We start from the raw sequence: 13,690 nt of genomic DNA on the forward strand, positions 1-13,690 counted from the left end.
CGATCGCGATGAGATTTTAAATGGTATTTGTACATACAGACACAGAAGCCTAAAAGAAAATAAAGAAAGTCGTTTTTTCCTGACTTGAATAATAGGATATATTTAGTAACTCGATATACAGAAGTTTTATTTTTAAGTCGAATACTTCATCTTTAAGTGAAGATGAGTACAAGTTAAGTTTTAAGAAAATATTTGGCAGAAATGCTTACTCAGCCTGACATTAAAGAAGCTGAAGATTGAGTGCAGAAATACTTACTCCCTTATCCCGAAATACTAGTACCCCATCCTAAAAATACTAGCACCCATACCCCCAAGGAAATTTGAAATTTCCCTTAAATAGGGGTTTAGGGTTATGAGTACAACCTTAATCAATTCAATAAAATCAAATAGGCATCGGATGCACTGCCCTATTCAGAGTCGTCTGCTATAAGCATAAAAACAGCACACGGCTCTTTTACTCAGACAGTACCGATGCAACAGCTTTTGGACGGTATTAAAAGTTTACCAAAAACGCCGGATTATACTAAGATCAATCTGCTAAAAAATCTGCTTTCTAGAGCTTTTTTTGAGCCGATTTCGAGTGATTTTCGCATTATCTTTGAGCGCGATCCAGCGGCACGTAACTGGCTAGAAGTGCTGTTTTGCTACCCAGGATTACATGCACTTTGTTTGCATCGTCTTGCTCACTGGTTGCACTGCCGGGGAGTAAGTTTCATTCCGCGTTTGATTTCACATTTGGGGCGATTTTTCACAGGAATTGAAATTCACCCAGGTGCAGAGATTGGCAAAGGTGTATTTATCGACCACGGGATGGGTGTTGTTATTGGTGAAACTGCCATTGTGGGAGATTATACGCTGATTTACCAAGATGTGACTCTAGGCGGTACTGGGAAACAAGAAGGTAAGCGTCATCCCACTTTAGGTAAAAACGTTGTGGTGGGAGCGGGTGCGAAAATTTTAGGCAATATTCAAAGAACGCGATCGCGTTCGTGTCGGCGCCGGTTCAGTTGTTTTGCGCGATGTCCCCTCAAATTGCACAGTTGTAGGAATTCCCGGACGCACTATTTGCCGCAAAGAAACCCTTTCTCCTTTAGAACATGGAAAGCTACCCGATGTCGAAGCATCGGTAATGCACACTTTGCTCTCTCGCATTGAGCAACTTGAAAAAGAATTGCAAATCCTCAAAAGTCATCAAGAACAAAATTCGCAAACCTCATTAGCCTTCAGGCTGAAGCCTGAGGCTACACGAACAAAGCCCACCTTCGTGGGCTATAAGTCTTAATTTCATAGTCCGCGCAGGCGGACTTCGTTCATATAGCCGCACCCTTCCAGGGTGTCGGCGAGAAGCAATCCCCTCTCCCCAATCCCCAATTATGCCACCTTGTAGTAATTCCGATGCTTTAGGCGATCAAGTTTTGCAAATTCCTTTATGCGATCGCTGGAGAATTCATCACCGTTTACAAGAATTAATGATTAACAGTTCTTGTCCCGCTGATGGTTCTTTGCGGGTAGAAGTAAATAGTTGTATAACAGCGATTCTTGTCCGTAGTATCGTGATGCAATTTGTTGCTTCGCGTCACGAGTTAGTTCACTGGTTAGAGCGTTGCTGGAATTACAGCGATAATTACTGAGTATCCGGACAATTTTAGCAGAAATATAGCATACATTTCGCTGCTTTCCAATCTGTTAAAAATGAACATTTTTCCACATATCCCAGTGATTAAAAAGGAGAAATTATCAAACTTGACTTTTAATTTCAAATATTTAATTCTTGATTCGGTGAAGGAGTTGAATTTTCGATGATCGTAGCTCGCAGCGATACAAAATTTATCAATTTTTTGCATCAAGAACTTTCGCTTACGACTGCCGATATCGCTGTGGCACTGCGACACCGGGAATTAGAAAGAGGTCCCTTACCAATGCTTCTTTGGCAGTATGGTTTAATAGACCTAGAACAGCTAGAAAGGATTTTTGATTGGCTGGAAAACCAAATTTAGGAAACTTTCGCTCTGTAACTTATCGCGGGATGAATTGTCTACCCTAAATGCCAAAATTTGGGAACCACATGAGGATTGTGCGATGATTTTCACTTTATTAGCCCGAAGCGTGCATGTTACTTTGTCCGGCAGTTGCTAGTAGCTGTATTCACTACCTGTTGCTAGAACCAATAAAGTATCCTACGGAAACAAATAATTTTTAATTTATACCCTTTTTTCGTTCTATCTCATACAGATGTGCTGTTGGTATTCGGTTAATAATGAAAAAATATGAAATGTGATATTTTTCAGCATTTACCGTCGATCATCAATTGTCATTACCAGGAATTCTTTGAAAAGTAGCACTGCAATCTGTGAAAGGGTATTAGGAAATTTCCCATCTAGGATATTAGAAATGAATCAAGTCATCATTAATGACACGACGCTGCGTGACGGTGAGCAAGCGGCAGGTGTTGCTTTCAATTTAGAAGAGAAACTAGCGATCGCCAAATTTTTGGATGCAATGGGTGTTCAGGAATTAGAAGTCGGAATTCCGGCGATGGGCGAGGAAGAAATACGTGCCATATCTATAATTAATAATATGGGTTTGCGAGCCAAACTATTAGGCTGGAACCGTGCTGTTATCTCAGATATTCAAGCTTCTATGGCTTGTGGTTTGCAACGAGTGCATATTTCGATTCCCGTCTCCGGAATTCAAATTGCCGCCAAATTTCACGGTCAATGGCGCGTAACTTTGCAACAATTGAGAGATTCTATTAGCTTTGCGGTTGATAAAGGTCTTTGGGTTGCAGTCGGAGGTGAAGATTCATCTAGAGCTGATGACAACTTTCTTTTAGATGTCGCACTTTATGCTCAAGAGTGGGGTGCATCTAGGTTTCGCTTCTGCGATACCGTCGGGGTTCTCGAACCATTCGGAACTTTCACCAAAGTAAAGCGACTGGTGAATGCTTTGATGATTCCCGTGGAAATCCACACTCACAATGATTTTGGTTTAGCGACTGCTAACGCCTTATCTGGTATCAAAGCTGGTGCGTTATCAGTAAATACCACAGTCAACGGGTTGGGTGAAAGAGCCGGAAATGCAGCTTTAGAAGAAGTTGTTATGGCAATGAAACGCATCCATAATGTTGATTTGGGCATTGAAACCCCTCGGTTGTTGGAACTTTCCCGACTTGTGGCTTCAGCATCAGGTTCTAGTGTACCTCCTTGGAAAGCGATCGTTGGTGACAACACCTTTGCTCACGAATCTGGTATTCACGCTCACGGTGTCTTACAAAATCCCATCACCTACGAACCATTTGCCCCCGAAGAAGTAGGCTGGGAGCGACGTTTGGTTTTAGGTAAACATTCTGGTCGTCATTTGATATCTAACTTACTTCAGCAGCACGGTATTAGTCTGAACTCAGAAGAAACAACATCTGTCTTGGATGCGGTAAGACATCAGTCAGTGCAGAAAAAACGCAGCTTGACTACACAAGAACTTTTAAATTTGGTGGAAGAACAGAGGTATTCTCATGCAGCGCGATGAATTAGAACTGGATTTGCCACCAGTCTTTGAAATCGGTCAAAAAGTCCGACTTCGCAAGTTAATCAAAAATGATGGCACATTTCCCGGTCAAGAAATCGGGGCAGTTTTAGCGAAAAAGGGAGATATTGGCTACATATCTAGTATTGGCACTTTTTTACAAAGTTCCTATATTTATGCGGTGCATTTTTTGGAAACAGGATTCATCGTCGGTTGTCGCAAAAAAGAATTAGAAGCTGTTGAGGAAACTAAATGAAAGTAATGCTGCGGATGAATGACGCGGGAAATTTAATTGCCTACGTTGCAAAAAAAGACTTAGAAGAAGAAGTTGTTAAGCAAACAGCGGGAGCGGAAGGAATGATTTTCACTTTAGCTAACGGTTGGGAATTAGAATTTTCCAACTTACCAGAACCGCTAAAATTACCACAAACTTTTGAAGCAAAACGGCTAGTTTGAAAAGAGTTAGTGGTTAGTGGATGGTGGTTAGTGGTTAGTTGATAACTGTTAACCAACAACTATCAACTATAGGACTAATTGCTTGCTGCTTAGTGAACTAATTTCAGGTGTATTTGCCCTGCGCGATCGCGGACTAGGGGTCTGCGTCGGGGTTCAGAGGCTCGTAGCATTTACTACTGGGATCGACTGCCCAAGGATGGTTACAGGTTATGAGGTCTGGATCGTAAACGGTACCCGGTCCACAGTCAAAGGTAAACTTTGTCAATTTATCTTTACCAAAATCTACGCAACGGAAGAATTTCTTGCAGTCCTCTGGATCGGGGTGAAATCCCTCACTTGTACATGCGTTAATATCCGCAGCAAGTGCAGGGCTGTTGCTATCAGCAGCGAATGCAGGGTTGATGGCAACCCACATTACTAAAATCATTACACAACAGCACAACAGTATTTTTTTCATGGTTTATTTTTACTTGTAAATTATGAGTTGTCGTACCAATTTGAATATTTTCTCAGCATCAAAGCGAAAATGCAAGGACAGATAAGACAGTTAAAGAAAAAACAACAGACAGTTAAGAAAATTAGAGTTTATTTGTACACAAAAGCATAGTTTATTTTATTTGGTTGCAAGCTCGATTTTATCCATTTAAGCAGCATAAACAACTACCAACCAACAAATATCAAAAATGAGCGACAAATATCTGACAATATCGGAATTTAATTTGGAAGGAGAATTACTAAGCTTTATTGGTGATCAACCACAAAAGCCTAAATATTTGCGTTTAGTAGTTTCCTCGGAAGAAGTAGAAATTAAAATTCCTAAAGAATTGCGTACCTCTATTAGTGCATCTTTAGTACCAGGTGATAAAATTCGTGTTGTTGGTGTTAGTAAGTTAAACAAGCTGACAGGCGAACTTAAACTCAAGGCTGATGGTGTGTCTCGAAGTGGTGTTTGTCCAAAGCAAAATACACCTTCTCAAAAAGCACGGATTATGATCTGTCAAAAATCCGGTTGTTTGAAGCGTGGTGGTAAAGGTTTGTTATCAGAATTAGAACAGACTTTATGCGATCGCGGTCTATTAGATCGAGTTACAATCGAGCGTACCAGCTGCCAAAAACGTTGCAGCAGCGCACCCAACTGTATTTTACAGGTTGGGAAGAAGCAATACAACAAAGTGCGCCCGGAAGCGATCGCGTCTCTGTTGGAAAATCACTTCACCTGCAAAAGCGATGAATGCTAACTCTGATTAGAAAGCTTTTCATTAAATAGACATCTGGTATAAATTAAATATGCGTTATCCGGAACCCTTAGAGACGTAGCAGTGCTACGTCTCTACATTTGTGTAATGAATATATCACAACCAAACGTGTCACTGTCATATCGGTTACGTTATTTTAAGTATTTAGAACTAGACAAAGTATTTGATTCTAGCATTTTATATCATGTCCGTTTAATTAACAGTAATAAAAACGTCGCAACCGTCGTAGAGACGTTCCACTGGAACGTCTTTACTGGAACGTCTTTACTAGAACGTCTTTACTGGAACGTCTTTACAATTGTAAGTAATTTACCGGACATAATATTAGAACGCATTCCTCTCAACTTGCAAGCATTAAAATAAAAGTAGCCCTACACAGCCGTAACTGTTATGACTATCACCACTAAACGCTTTACCATAAATGAATATCATCGTCTTGCAGAACTCGGATTTTTAAAAGAGGACGACCAATTTGAGCTAATTAGAGGAGAAATTGTCCAAATGGTAGCTAAAGGTAAACCGCACGCAGTTTGTGAGACACTTTTATTTAGGGAATTAATCAAGCTTTTGGTAGACCGTGCTTTAGTACGAGGACAACAACCAATTGTTATCCCTGACTACAGCCAACCTGAACCAGATTTAACCATTGTCCGTAATTTCGATGATAACTACCTTTCTGCTCATCCCAGTCCGGCTGATATATTGCTTTTAATTGAGGTTGCTGATTCCTCTTTAAAATATGATCAAGAGGTAAAACTATCACTTTACGCTGAAGCGGGCATTTCTGATTATTGGATATTTAATTTAGTAGATAATTACCTAGAATCTTACAGCGAACCTTATCAAAATTTATCAGATAAATTCGGTTATCGCCGCAAGTTTATTTCTCTGCCGAATGAATCAATTATTTTGCCTTCTTTTCCTGATTTAACTCTGAATTTATCTAAAGTTTTTCCCGGATGATGTATTTAACTTCACTCGCTACATATAAAAATAACTCTGCGAAACTTTGCGAAACCTTTGCGCTCCTCTGCGATAAAAAAATGATTTCGATGGCAATATAATTAATCTAAAATAAATGACTCGTCATGCTAGACTACAATACGCCTGAGTATTTACCCTCCTCAGAAGAGTTACCTTGCTCCGACGATACCCCTGTGGATAATGAACTACAAAACCTGATTCCCAATTTATTAAAAGCCATTTTAGCTTTAATTTGGCAAGACCGATGGGACTGGTTTTTTGGAGTTGATATGGCAATTTATGACCGCACAGGTCAAATTCGACGAACTCCAATAATTCCCGATGGTTTCTTAAGTTTAGGAGTACCGCGTCGCAAAAATGATCCTAAAGGACGTTTAAGTTACGTTTTGTTAGAAGAAAATAATATTGCTCCCATTTTGGTGTTGGAACTTGTTTCTCAAACCTACGGGAAAGAATACGAAGAGAAAATTAACGCTTATGCTCGGCTGGGCGTGTTGTATTATGTGATTTACAACCCTGAATATTATCAGCGTGACAAGCATCAACCTTTTGAGGTTTATCGCTTAGAAAATGGCGTATATTTGCTTTGTTCTGGTGAACCAGTGTGGATGCCAGAAATAGGATTGGGAATTGGTAGAGGTCAAGGTGTCCATGAAGGATGGCAGCGTGAGTGGTTATACTGGTTTGATGAACAAGGAAACAGATTCCCCACTCCCGAAGAAGTTGCACAACAGGAAAGACAGCAAAGAGAGTTAGCTGAACAACAAGCAGCAGAAATGCAAGCTTTGTTACAACGTTATCGCGATCGCTTTGGGGAATTGTCTGAGTGATACTAAGTTTTAATAAGCGCTGAAGCGCTTACTACATTTTTTCCATCGCTTGCTGCAAATCTTTTGTTAAGTCAGCAACTGATTGTCTCGCACCTTGACGACTTCCTTTATATACTAAATAGCGTTCAGAAACTGATATGGGTTCACCAATAGTAATTCTTGCTTTTTGCTTGCCTAATTGCGGACGCTTAAATGGATTGCTACCTTTAATTCGTGATATCATATCGGATAAAAGTAAAGTTGTTTCCGCAAACCTTTCTGCGGTCGGTTTTTCTTGAATGTATTTAACTGTAACTGCAACGAAGCTTTCTACTAGTCGCATGTGCCACATTCGCAAATTTGCTTCTTCGGCAATGCGATCGCCTAAACTTTTTTCCACAACAGACAGCGTTTTGACATCTTTAAATTCTTCTCTAAAGATATAATTCCATCCCGCTTGTTCTACTCGACGACAGCGATCGGTTAAGTTTCCTATGGGGTGCAAGTCAAAATATTGCTCTGGTACTTGTAGAATTATATTTAACATCGCTTGCAGTCGATGTGCTAACGCTTCATTTCTATCGTGTCCTTCTGCAATCTTGATTTCTGGCAGCTTTTGATGGTAAAACCGCGTGTAAAACTTTTCCATCAACGACATTAAATGTTCAGCCACATTTAACAACCTGGGATAAAGCGACTCAAAGGTAGCATTACTTTGTTGCACAGGTAAACCGCTAGCTGCTTCTAATTCACTTAAAAGATGAGCGATCGCTTCCCAAGGCGCTTCGAGATAACTATATTTAATTCCAACTGGTACAATTAAAACTTGTTCCGAGCGTTGTGCTTTATGCAAATCTTCCGCGCACCAAAAGCTTAATTGCGCGATTCCTGGTTCTAATGGACTGATCAACTCACTCAAACCATTAGTACCACCTTCTGGCGCCGCCGCCATTGGGAATTTTCCATTTACAAACAACTCACGAGCCGATCGCAAACCCGTCCAATCAGCTTTACCCCGTTGAATTGGCGTCGCACCCAAATTAGAAGCGATCCAACCGACATGGGAACCAGCCCATAAAGGAATACCGCGATCGTAGATAAAATGAGCATGAATCGGCGACTCTAGTATTGTACCCTGATAACGTGCTACCTTTGGCACGAGTTGGGAAAGTAAATAACCCAAACAAAATGGATCGTCCGTCTTCGGATGACGAAACGCCAACATAAAGCGGATTTTACCATCTTGAAACTGGCGATAGAGGTCTACCAAAATCTCTACTTTATCTGCCTCAACATCAGCGATCGCAGTTTTCCAACGCATCCAACTGGGTAAAAACAGATGGACAAATCTCAAAACCAACGGGTTAAACGCTGGGGGAATGAATTCTAAGGGTGGTTGTGCTTGATAAATGACATCAGACAAAGCGGTTTTCTCCTGAATTTGGGATTGGGGTGTTTCAAACCCGCACCGTGGAAGGGTGGGGCGTTGTGCGTACAAAGCCTGCCGATCCAGGCTAAAAAAGGCTGAAATTCGTAATTTTCTTAGTCCGCGAAGGCGGACTTGGTTCGTATAGCCGCACCCTTGAGGGTGTCGGGTACTAAAAGAAAAAATTGAGGCAGAAAGTTTAAGACTTTACACTTTATACTTCATACTTGATACTTCAATAGACTTTAACTGAGATAAAAATTAGCAAATCTCCAAAAGGACACACGATGCGACTGTCACAAATGTTATTCGTTACACTCCGGGACGATCCAGCTGATGCGGAAATTCCCAGCCACAAATTACTCGTCCGTGCAGGTTATATTCGTCGCATCGGTCGAGGTGTCTACGCATATCTTCCCTTTATGTGGCGTGTTTTACAAAAAGTATCTCAGATTGTGCGCGAAGAAATGAACGCGACAAACGCACAAGAATGTCTGTTACCGCAATTACAACCCGCTGAATTATGGCGCGAATCTGGTCGTTGGGAGACTTATACTAAAGCTGAGGGAATCATGTTTTCCCTCATCGATCGCAAAGACGAACAATTGGCGCTAGGTCCAACTCATGAAGAGATTATCACAGCGATCGCTCGTGATATGATTCGCTCATACCGCCAATTACCGCTGCATCTCTACCAAATTCAAAATAAGTTCCGCGACGAAATTCGTCCCCGCTTCGGTTTAATGCGCGGACGGGAATTTATTATGAAGGATGGCTACTCTTTCAGCGCTGATGAAGAAAGCTTCAGAAAAATTTATCAAGATATGTACACAGCATACAGTAATATGCTGCGACGCTGTGGTTTAGCTTTCCGAGCAGTGGATGCTGATTCTGGTGCGATCGGCGATTCTGATTCTACAGAATTTATGGTGCTGGCAGCAGCTGGCGAAGATGAAGTTCTCTATACTGAAGATGGTAAATACGCCGCTAACGTGGAAAAGGCTGTTTCTTTACCACCCGATGCTGAACCTTCCCAGTTTACAACCTTTGAGAAACGCGAAACACCAGGGACACAGACAATAGAGACACTTTGCCAATTCCTGAAATGTTCTCCGACCCAAGTTGTGAAAAACGTCCTTTATCAGACAGTTTACGATAACGGGATGACAGTTTTAGTGTTGGTGAGCATTCGCGGCGATCAAGAAGTTAATCAAATCAAGTTGCAGAATGAGTTGACAAAACTAGCTTCCCAGTACGGCGCTAAAACTATTATCGGTTTAAGCGTACCAGATGCAGAAGCACAGCAAAAATGGGCGGCAAAATCTCTTCCTTTAGGTTACATTGCCCCCGATATCGCCGATGATTATATTCAGTCTGCCAAAGATGTTTCAGCCAAGTTTGTCCGGCTGGTAGATAAAACCGCAGTGGATTTAAAGAACTTTGTTACAGGTGCGAATGAGTCAGGCTATCACGTAGTTGGGGCAAATTGGTCAGAGCAAATTCAAGCACCCTCTTTGATAGTAGATGTGCGTAAAGCCATTGCAGGCGATCGCGCAATGCACAACCCAGAACAAACTCTCCAAACAGCGCGGGGAATTGAGGTAGGGCATATTTTCCAACTTGGAACCAAATATTCTCAAATCATGGGAGCAAATTACACCAACGAACAAGGTGAAGAAAAGCCTTTATACATGGGTTGTTATGGTTTTGGTGTCTCTCGCATCGCTCAAGCGGCTGTAGAACAATCTTATGACAAAGACGGGATCATATTTCCAGTAGCGATCGCACCTTATCACGCCATCGTCACAATCCCTAACATAAAAGACGCTCAACAAGTAGAAGTCGCCGAAAAACTTTACACCGAACTTAATCAAGCGGGAGTAGAAACCTTACTCGATGACCGCGATGAGCGTGCAGGCGTTAAATTCAAAGACGCCGACTTAATAGGCATCCCCTACAGGATTGTAACAGGAAGAGCGATCGCAAACAACAAAGTCGAACTAGTCGAACGCCGAACTCGCCAATCTCAAGAAATCGCCATCGATGAAGTCGTGACAACACTTAAACAGTGGATTTCCCAAGCAATAGAAGTTAAAAAATAAACGCAGAGGTACGCTCCCCAATACTCCGCGTACCTCCTTTGCAAACCTCAGCGTTAAAAATCCTTTGTTGCAAAGTCAAGTAGAACGGGTGAGAATTGCGGCACGTTCTTTACAATTGAAAAGGCAAAATATCCGGATTGCAGTTTTAGAATTAGAAAGCGATCGCATTGAAATAAAATCGCGTAGTTGAAGTCGCACAAGTCGATAAAGTAGAAGTTCCACCAAAACTTATTAATGTAATCCTAAATAACATCAACAAACGATTAGATTTACGTAACCTAGAAGGTGGCAGACTGCAAGCGCGAATTCTAAAATTGAAGAGAAGGCAAGGAGAATTAGAGATGGCAGCATTTGTAAGGATAGAACCATCTTAAGCGAAGATTGGAAACTCCCCGCTTCTAAGTATCGTCGTTACCCAGGCTTCTACTCACCCAAGGGGTGACGCTCGTTCGCGGAGCGTCTCCCCGAATCGAGAAGACTCGCTACCGCTTCCGCAGAGCGGACGATGGGCGCGAAGGAAATGCGGGAGACCCCCTGTTCTGCGCCGTGGCTCACATAAATATTATCTTAGCTCTCAGGAAGCTTTTAAGCATGAAAGACCAACAAGGATCTAAACGTATTTCTTCAGGTGTAATTGCAGCTGTTTCAGCCGCAGTTATAGCCGTTAGTGGTGGTGTAGCTTGGTTAACTTGGAATGCCAATCATTCTGGAGTGCCAACTCCTGCACCTACAGGTTTACCAAATTCAGGCAATACTATACCAGCCCAGCCTGTTAAACAAGCAACTAATATTTATTGGTTGAAAGACAACGGCAAAAATTTTGAATTTGTTCCCCAACCAGTTCAAGTTAAAGCTAAATCTGGTAACAAACCCGACCAAGTTTTAGAAGCGGTTTTCCAAAGTTTGTTAGCAGGACCGACAGAAGGGACAGGTTCCACCACCATCCCCAAAGAAACAAAATTAGAAAGTTTAAAGGTGCAAAATGATGAGATCCACGTTAATTTATCGAATGAATTTACTAGTGGAGGTGGTAGTACTTCAATGATTGGTCGTGTGGGACAAGTTGTCTACACCGCTACCACTTTGAATCCCACCGCCAAAGTATACATTGATGTGAACGGCAAAAAATTAGAAACTTTAGGAGGTGAAGGTTTGGAAGTAGAACAGCCACTAACTCGCGAAAGCTTTAACAAAGACTATTCGCTTTAATCAAAAGTTAGGAGTGAGGAGTTAGGAGTTAAAAGCCAGAGGAGCAGAGTGAGGAGTTGTAACTCATAACTCCTCACTCATAACTCATAACTCCTAACTCCGCTCCTCGTATTAAACTTACAGCTTGCTATTCAAAATCCGAAAACTACGAGCTTGCTTTTCTAACCTCGTGGCAAGACGATCGCAAACACGATTGCACAAATCAAAAATCATTTGGTCTTCCACGCGGTAATAAGCGCAAGTTCCTTCACTGCGACGGCTGAGGATTCCCGCTTGCCACATTACCTTCAGATGTTTTGACACATTTGCCTGAGAAGTTTGTGTTGCCTCTACCAACTCTTGCACGCATTTTTCATCATCCCGTAGTAGGTGCAACAGCCGCAAGCGCATCGGTTCACTTAACAGGCTGAAGTATTCGGCTACTTGTTGCACCACTTCAGGGGGTATAGGCAACACTTGTTTCATTACTGTTTAACCCGCAAGGAGAGAAAATATCAACAATTACTCATTTCATATATAGATTAATACTTAATCAGGGTTAATTCTCATCAAAGGTTGACCATATTCGACCGATTCGCCATTTTGCACCAAAATTTCCATCACTTGTCCAGAAATTTCGGCTTCGATCTCATTCATCAACTTCATTGCTTCGATAATACAGACAGTTTGACCGCTCTTGATGCGATCGCCCACTTCCACAAAAGACGATTCACCTGGAGCTGGAGCGCGATAAAATGTTCCCACCATCGGGGAAGGAACTTCTACTAATCGCTGGTCAAGCATCGAGTTTTGTGCTGACGACGGCACCCCAGTCGCGGCATTTTCCGTAACGCGACTTGTGGCAATCTCCGCTAAGGGAGTAAATGCCACTTGGGGTGCAGTTAGTGTCGTTGTCAATCCCGATCCAGTTGCACCGCTAAAGAGCACTTGATTGCTGACGTTAACCCCCCTACGTACCGTTAATTCAAAATCGCTACTTTTCAGGGTTACTTCTGCAATATCTGTTTGTGCAATAGTTACCAGCAATTGGCGGATTTCATTAAAGTCCAATGGCACAGTTTTTTTACCTCAACCTATCCGTATGAAATGTTTTTCGTGGCAGAAAGCTCGCATCCCGATTTGAGAGGGAAATTTTCAGGTGAGATAAAACAGGTGAGATAAAAATTATTCCCTGCTAATATACTTATCTTCCTGAGTATCAATTCGGATACGTTCTCCCTGAGCAATAAACAAAGGAACCATGATAATTGCTCCAGTTTCTAGAGTTGCTGGTTTTGAGCCACCTGTGGCAGTGTCACCTTTGACACCAGGGTCTGTTTGGACAATTTCCAAAACCACAGACTTAGGCAATTCCACACCCAGCACCTGCTCACCCCAGCGGATGACTTCAGCTTCCATACCTTCTTTGAGGTATTTTACGCGATCGCCAATTTGTTTAGCGCTCAATCTGCCTTCTTCATAAGTTTCCATATCCATAAAGACAAACTCATCACCTTCTTTATAGGTATGTTGCATCGTGCTTTTTTCTAGATTAGCCTGGGGCACACTTTCCCCAGCCCGGAAGGTTTTTTCTACCACACTCCCACTCTGGACATTTTTCAGCTTTGTTCGCACAAAGGCAGAACCTTTACCTGGCTTAACGTGCAGGAATTCTATCACCCGCCATACAGACCCATCTAAAACAATTGAAACACCGGGTCGAAAGTCGTTACTAGATATCATGAAGCTTTTACTCTTTGGAAGACAACCGGCATTTATTGTACCCCTCAAGCGGGGAGATTAGTCATTTTGTCATTGAGAATTGAGAATTTGAAGAGGGGAAAAGGGCAAAGGACAAAGGGCAAGAAATATTTCTCCCCCCATCCCCCTTTCCCCCTTGTCCCCCCCATCCCCCTTGTCCCCCCCATCCCCCTTGTCCCCCCCATC

The 13,690-nt window shown here is 42.1% G+C and carries 17 protein-coding genes and 1 pseudogene; 13 read left to right on the forward strand and 5 right to left on the reverse strand.

Features of this window, described 5'->3' with window-relative positions; translation table 11 throughout:
• The first annotated feature begins 471 nt into the window (after positions 1-471).
• From cysE to nifT, 6 genes and pseudogenes are all read left to right on the forward strand, one after another.
• Positions 472-1,282: pseudogene (gene cysE / locus OGM63_RS04715) on the forward strand (serine O-acetyltransferase).
• A gap of 91 nt (positions 1,283-1,373) precedes the next feature.
• Positions 1,374-1,631 carry an Asr1405/Asl0597 family protein gene (locus tag OGM63_RS04720; RefSeq protein WP_263744345.1) on the forward strand — a complete coding sequence of 86 codons (258 nt, stop codon included), beginning with the start codon at positions 1,374-1,376 and terminating at the stop codon, positions 1,629-1,631.
• 168 nt (positions 1,632-1,799) lie between these two features.
• Positions 1,800-1,997 carry a DUF2949 domain-containing protein gene (locus tag OGM63_RS04725; protein WP_263744346.1) on the forward strand — a complete coding sequence of 66 codons (198 nt, stop codon included), beginning with the start codon at positions 1,800-1,802 and terminating at the stop codon, positions 1,995-1,997.
• Between the two features lie 394 nt (positions 1,998-2,391).
• Entirely contained in the window at positions 2,392-3,525 is a 1,134-nt protein-coding gene (gene nifV / locus OGM63_RS04730) for a homocitrate synthase (RefSeq protein WP_263744347.1), read from the forward strand.
• Positions 3,512-3,778, forward strand: coding sequence for a nitrogen fixation protein NifZ (locus tag OGM63_RS04735; RefSeq protein ID WP_263744348.1), 267 nt, complete (start codon positions 3,512-3,514; stop codon positions 3,776-3,778). Before nifV ends, OGM63_RS04735 begins: the two co-directional genes overlap by 14 nt.
• Positions 3,775-3,978 (forward strand): putative nitrogen fixation protein NifT, encoded by a 204-nt coding sequence (gene nifT / locus OGM63_RS04740; RefSeq protein ID WP_263744349.1) that lies wholly within the window; start codon positions 3,775-3,777, stop codon positions 3,976-3,978. The genes OGM63_RS04735 and nifT overlap by 4 nt, the downstream gene beginning before the upstream one ends.
• 133 nt (positions 3,979-4,111) lie before the next feature.
• Here nifT and OGM63_RS04745 read toward each other — a convergent pair whose 3' ends face one another.
• Entirely contained in the window at positions 4,112-4,435 is a 324-nt protein-coding gene (locus OGM63_RS04745; protein WP_263744350.1) for a chitin binding peritrophin-A domain-containing protein, read from the reverse strand.
• Positions 4,436-4,661: 226 nt separating this feature from the next.
• Here OGM63_RS04745 and OGM63_RS04750 point away from each other — a divergent pair, with 226 nt between their 5' ends.
• The 4 genes from OGM63_RS04750 (at position 4,662) to OGM63_RS04765 (ending at position 7,048) form a co-directional block, all read left to right on the forward strand.
• Positions 4,662-5,216, forward strand: a complete 555-nt coding sequence (locus tag OGM63_RS04750; protein WP_263744351.1) for a (2Fe-2S) ferredoxin domain-containing protein — start codon at positions 4,662-4,664, stop codon at positions 5,214-5,216.
• 105 nt (positions 5,217-5,321) lie between these two features.
• A complete protein-coding gene (locus tag OGM63_RS04755; RefSeq protein WP_263744352.1) occupies positions 5,322-5,597 on the forward strand; it encodes a hypothetical protein in 276 nt (91 codons plus the stop codon).
• A 27-nt stretch (positions 5,598-5,624) separates the two neighbouring features.
• Positions 5,625-6,197: a Uma2 family endonuclease gene (locus OGM63_RS04760; protein ID WP_263744353.1), complete on the forward strand. Its 573-nt coding sequence runs from the start codon at positions 5,625-5,627 to the stop codon at positions 6,195-6,197.
• A 125-nt stretch (positions 6,198-6,322) separates the two neighbouring features.
• Entirely contained in the window at positions 6,323-7,048 is a 726-nt protein-coding gene (locus tag OGM63_RS04765) for a Uma2 family endonuclease (RefSeq protein WP_263744354.1), read from the forward strand.
• A gap of 31 nt (positions 7,049-7,079) precedes the next feature.
• On the opposite strand, the gene OGM63_RS04770 is transcribed toward OGM63_RS04765, so the two are convergent.
• Entirely contained in the window at positions 7,080-8,450 is a 1,371-nt protein-coding gene (locus OGM63_RS04770) for a lysophospholipid acyltransferase family protein (RefSeq protein ID WP_263744361.1), read from the reverse strand.
• Positions 8,451-8,740: 290 nt separating this feature from the next.
• On the opposite strand from OGM63_RS04770, the gene OGM63_RS04775 reads away from it, so the two are divergent.
• The 3 genes from OGM63_RS04775 (at position 8,741) to OGM63_RS04785 (ending at position 11,764) form a co-directional block, all read left to right on the forward strand.
• Positions 8,741-10,555 (forward strand): proline--tRNA ligase, encoded by a 1,815-nt coding sequence (locus OGM63_RS04775; RefSeq protein ID WP_263744355.1) that lies wholly within the window; start codon positions 8,741-8,743, stop codon positions 10,553-10,555.
• Between the two features lie 67 nt (positions 10,556-10,622).
• Positions 10,623-10,745: a hypothetical protein gene (locus OGM63_RS04780; RefSeq protein WP_263744356.1), complete on the forward strand. Its 123-nt coding sequence runs from the start codon at positions 10,623-10,625 to the stop codon at positions 10,743-10,745.
• A 401-nt stretch (positions 10,746-11,146) separates the two neighbouring features.
• The gene (locus tag OGM63_RS04785) at positions 11,147-11,764 is read left to right on the forward strand and encodes a GerMN domain-containing protein (RefSeq protein ID WP_263744357.1); all 618 of its coding nucleotides are present in this window, start codon (positions 11,147-11,149) and stop codon (positions 11,762-11,764) included.
• Between the two features lie 117 nt (positions 11,765-11,881).
• Here the strand turns inward: OGM63_RS04785 and OGM63_RS04790 are convergent, their stop codons facing one another.
• The 3 genes from OGM63_RS04790 to efp form a co-directional block, all read right to left on the reverse strand.
• The gene (locus OGM63_RS04790) at positions 11,882-12,229 is read right to left on the reverse strand and encodes an ArsR/SmtB family transcription factor (protein ID WP_263744358.1); all 348 of its coding nucleotides are present in this window, start codon (positions 12,227-12,229) and stop codon (positions 11,882-11,884) included.
• A 63-nt stretch (positions 12,230-12,292) separates the two neighbouring features.
• On the reverse strand, positions 12,293-12,820 hold the full coding sequence (gene accB, locus OGM63_RS04795; RefSeq protein WP_263744359.1) for an acetyl-CoA carboxylase biotin carboxyl carrier protein: 528 nt from the start codon (positions 12,818-12,820) through the stop codon (positions 12,293-12,295).
• A 108-nt stretch (positions 12,821-12,928) separates the two neighbouring features.
• Entirely contained in the window at positions 12,929-13,486 is a 558-nt protein-coding gene (gene efp, locus OGM63_RS04800; protein WP_263744360.1) for an elongation factor P, read from the reverse strand.
• Positions 13,487-13,690: the final 204 nt, after the last annotated feature.

Origin of the sequence: Plectonema radiosum NIES-515 (assembly GCF_025753815.1) — a bacterium.
In the GTDB taxonomy this organism is placed as follows: Bacteria; Cyanobacteriota; Cyanobacteriia; order Cyanobacteriales; family Nostocaceae; genus Hassallia; species Hassallia radiosum_A.

Bases quoted from the DNA above. Each gene is read 5' to 3' on its own strand.
- OGM63_RS04720 (WP_263744345.1), top strand. From the start codon at position 1,374: ATGCCACCTTGTAGTAATTCCGATGCTTTAGGCGATCAAGTTTTGCAA.
- OGM63_RS04725 (WP_263744346.1), top strand. From the start codon at position 1,800: ATGATCGTAGCTCGCAGCGATACAAAATTTATCAATTTTTTGCATCAA.
- nifV (WP_263744347.1), top strand. From the start codon at position 2,392: ATGAATCAAGTCATCATTAATGACACGACGCTGCGTGACGGTGAGCAA.
- OGM63_RS04735 (WP_263744348.1), top strand. From the start codon at position 3,512: ATGCAGCGCGATGAATTAGAACTGGATTTGCCACCAGTCTTTGAAATC.
- nifT (WP_263744349.1), top strand. From the start codon at position 3,775: ATGAAAGTAATGCTGCGGATGAATGACGCGGGAAATTTAATTGCCTAC.
- OGM63_RS04745 (WP_263744350.1), bottom strand. From the start codon at position 4,435: ATGAAAAAAATACTGTTGTGCTGTTGTGTAATGATTTTAGTAATGTGG.
- OGM63_RS04750 (WP_263744351.1), top strand. From the start codon at position 4,662: ATGAGCGACAAATATCTGACAATATCGGAATTTAATTTGGAAGGAGAA.
- OGM63_RS04755 (WP_263744352.1), top strand. From the start codon at position 5,322: ATGAATATATCACAACCAAACGTGTCACTGTCATATCGGTTACGTTAT.
- OGM63_RS04760 (WP_263744353.1), top strand. From the start codon at position 5,625: ATGACTATCACCACTAAACGCTTTACCATAAATGAATATCATCGTCTT.
- OGM63_RS04765 (WP_263744354.1), top strand. From the start codon at position 6,323: ATGCTAGACTACAATACGCCTGAGTATTTACCCTCCTCAGAAGAGTTA.
- OGM63_RS04775 (WP_263744355.1), top strand. From the start codon at position 8,741: ATGCGACTGTCACAAATGTTATTCGTTACACTCCGGGACGATCCAGCT.
- OGM63_RS04785 (WP_263744357.1), top strand. From the start codon at position 11,147: ATGAAAGACCAACAAGGATCTAAACGTATTTCTTCAGGTGTAATTGCA.
- OGM63_RS04790 (WP_263744358.1), bottom strand. From the start codon at position 12,229: ATGAAACAAGTGTTGCCTATACCCCCTGAAGTGGTGCAACAAGTAGCC.
- efp (WP_263744360.1), bottom strand. From the start codon at position 13,486: ATGATATCTAGTAACGACTTTCGACCCGGTGTTTCAATTGTTTTAGAT.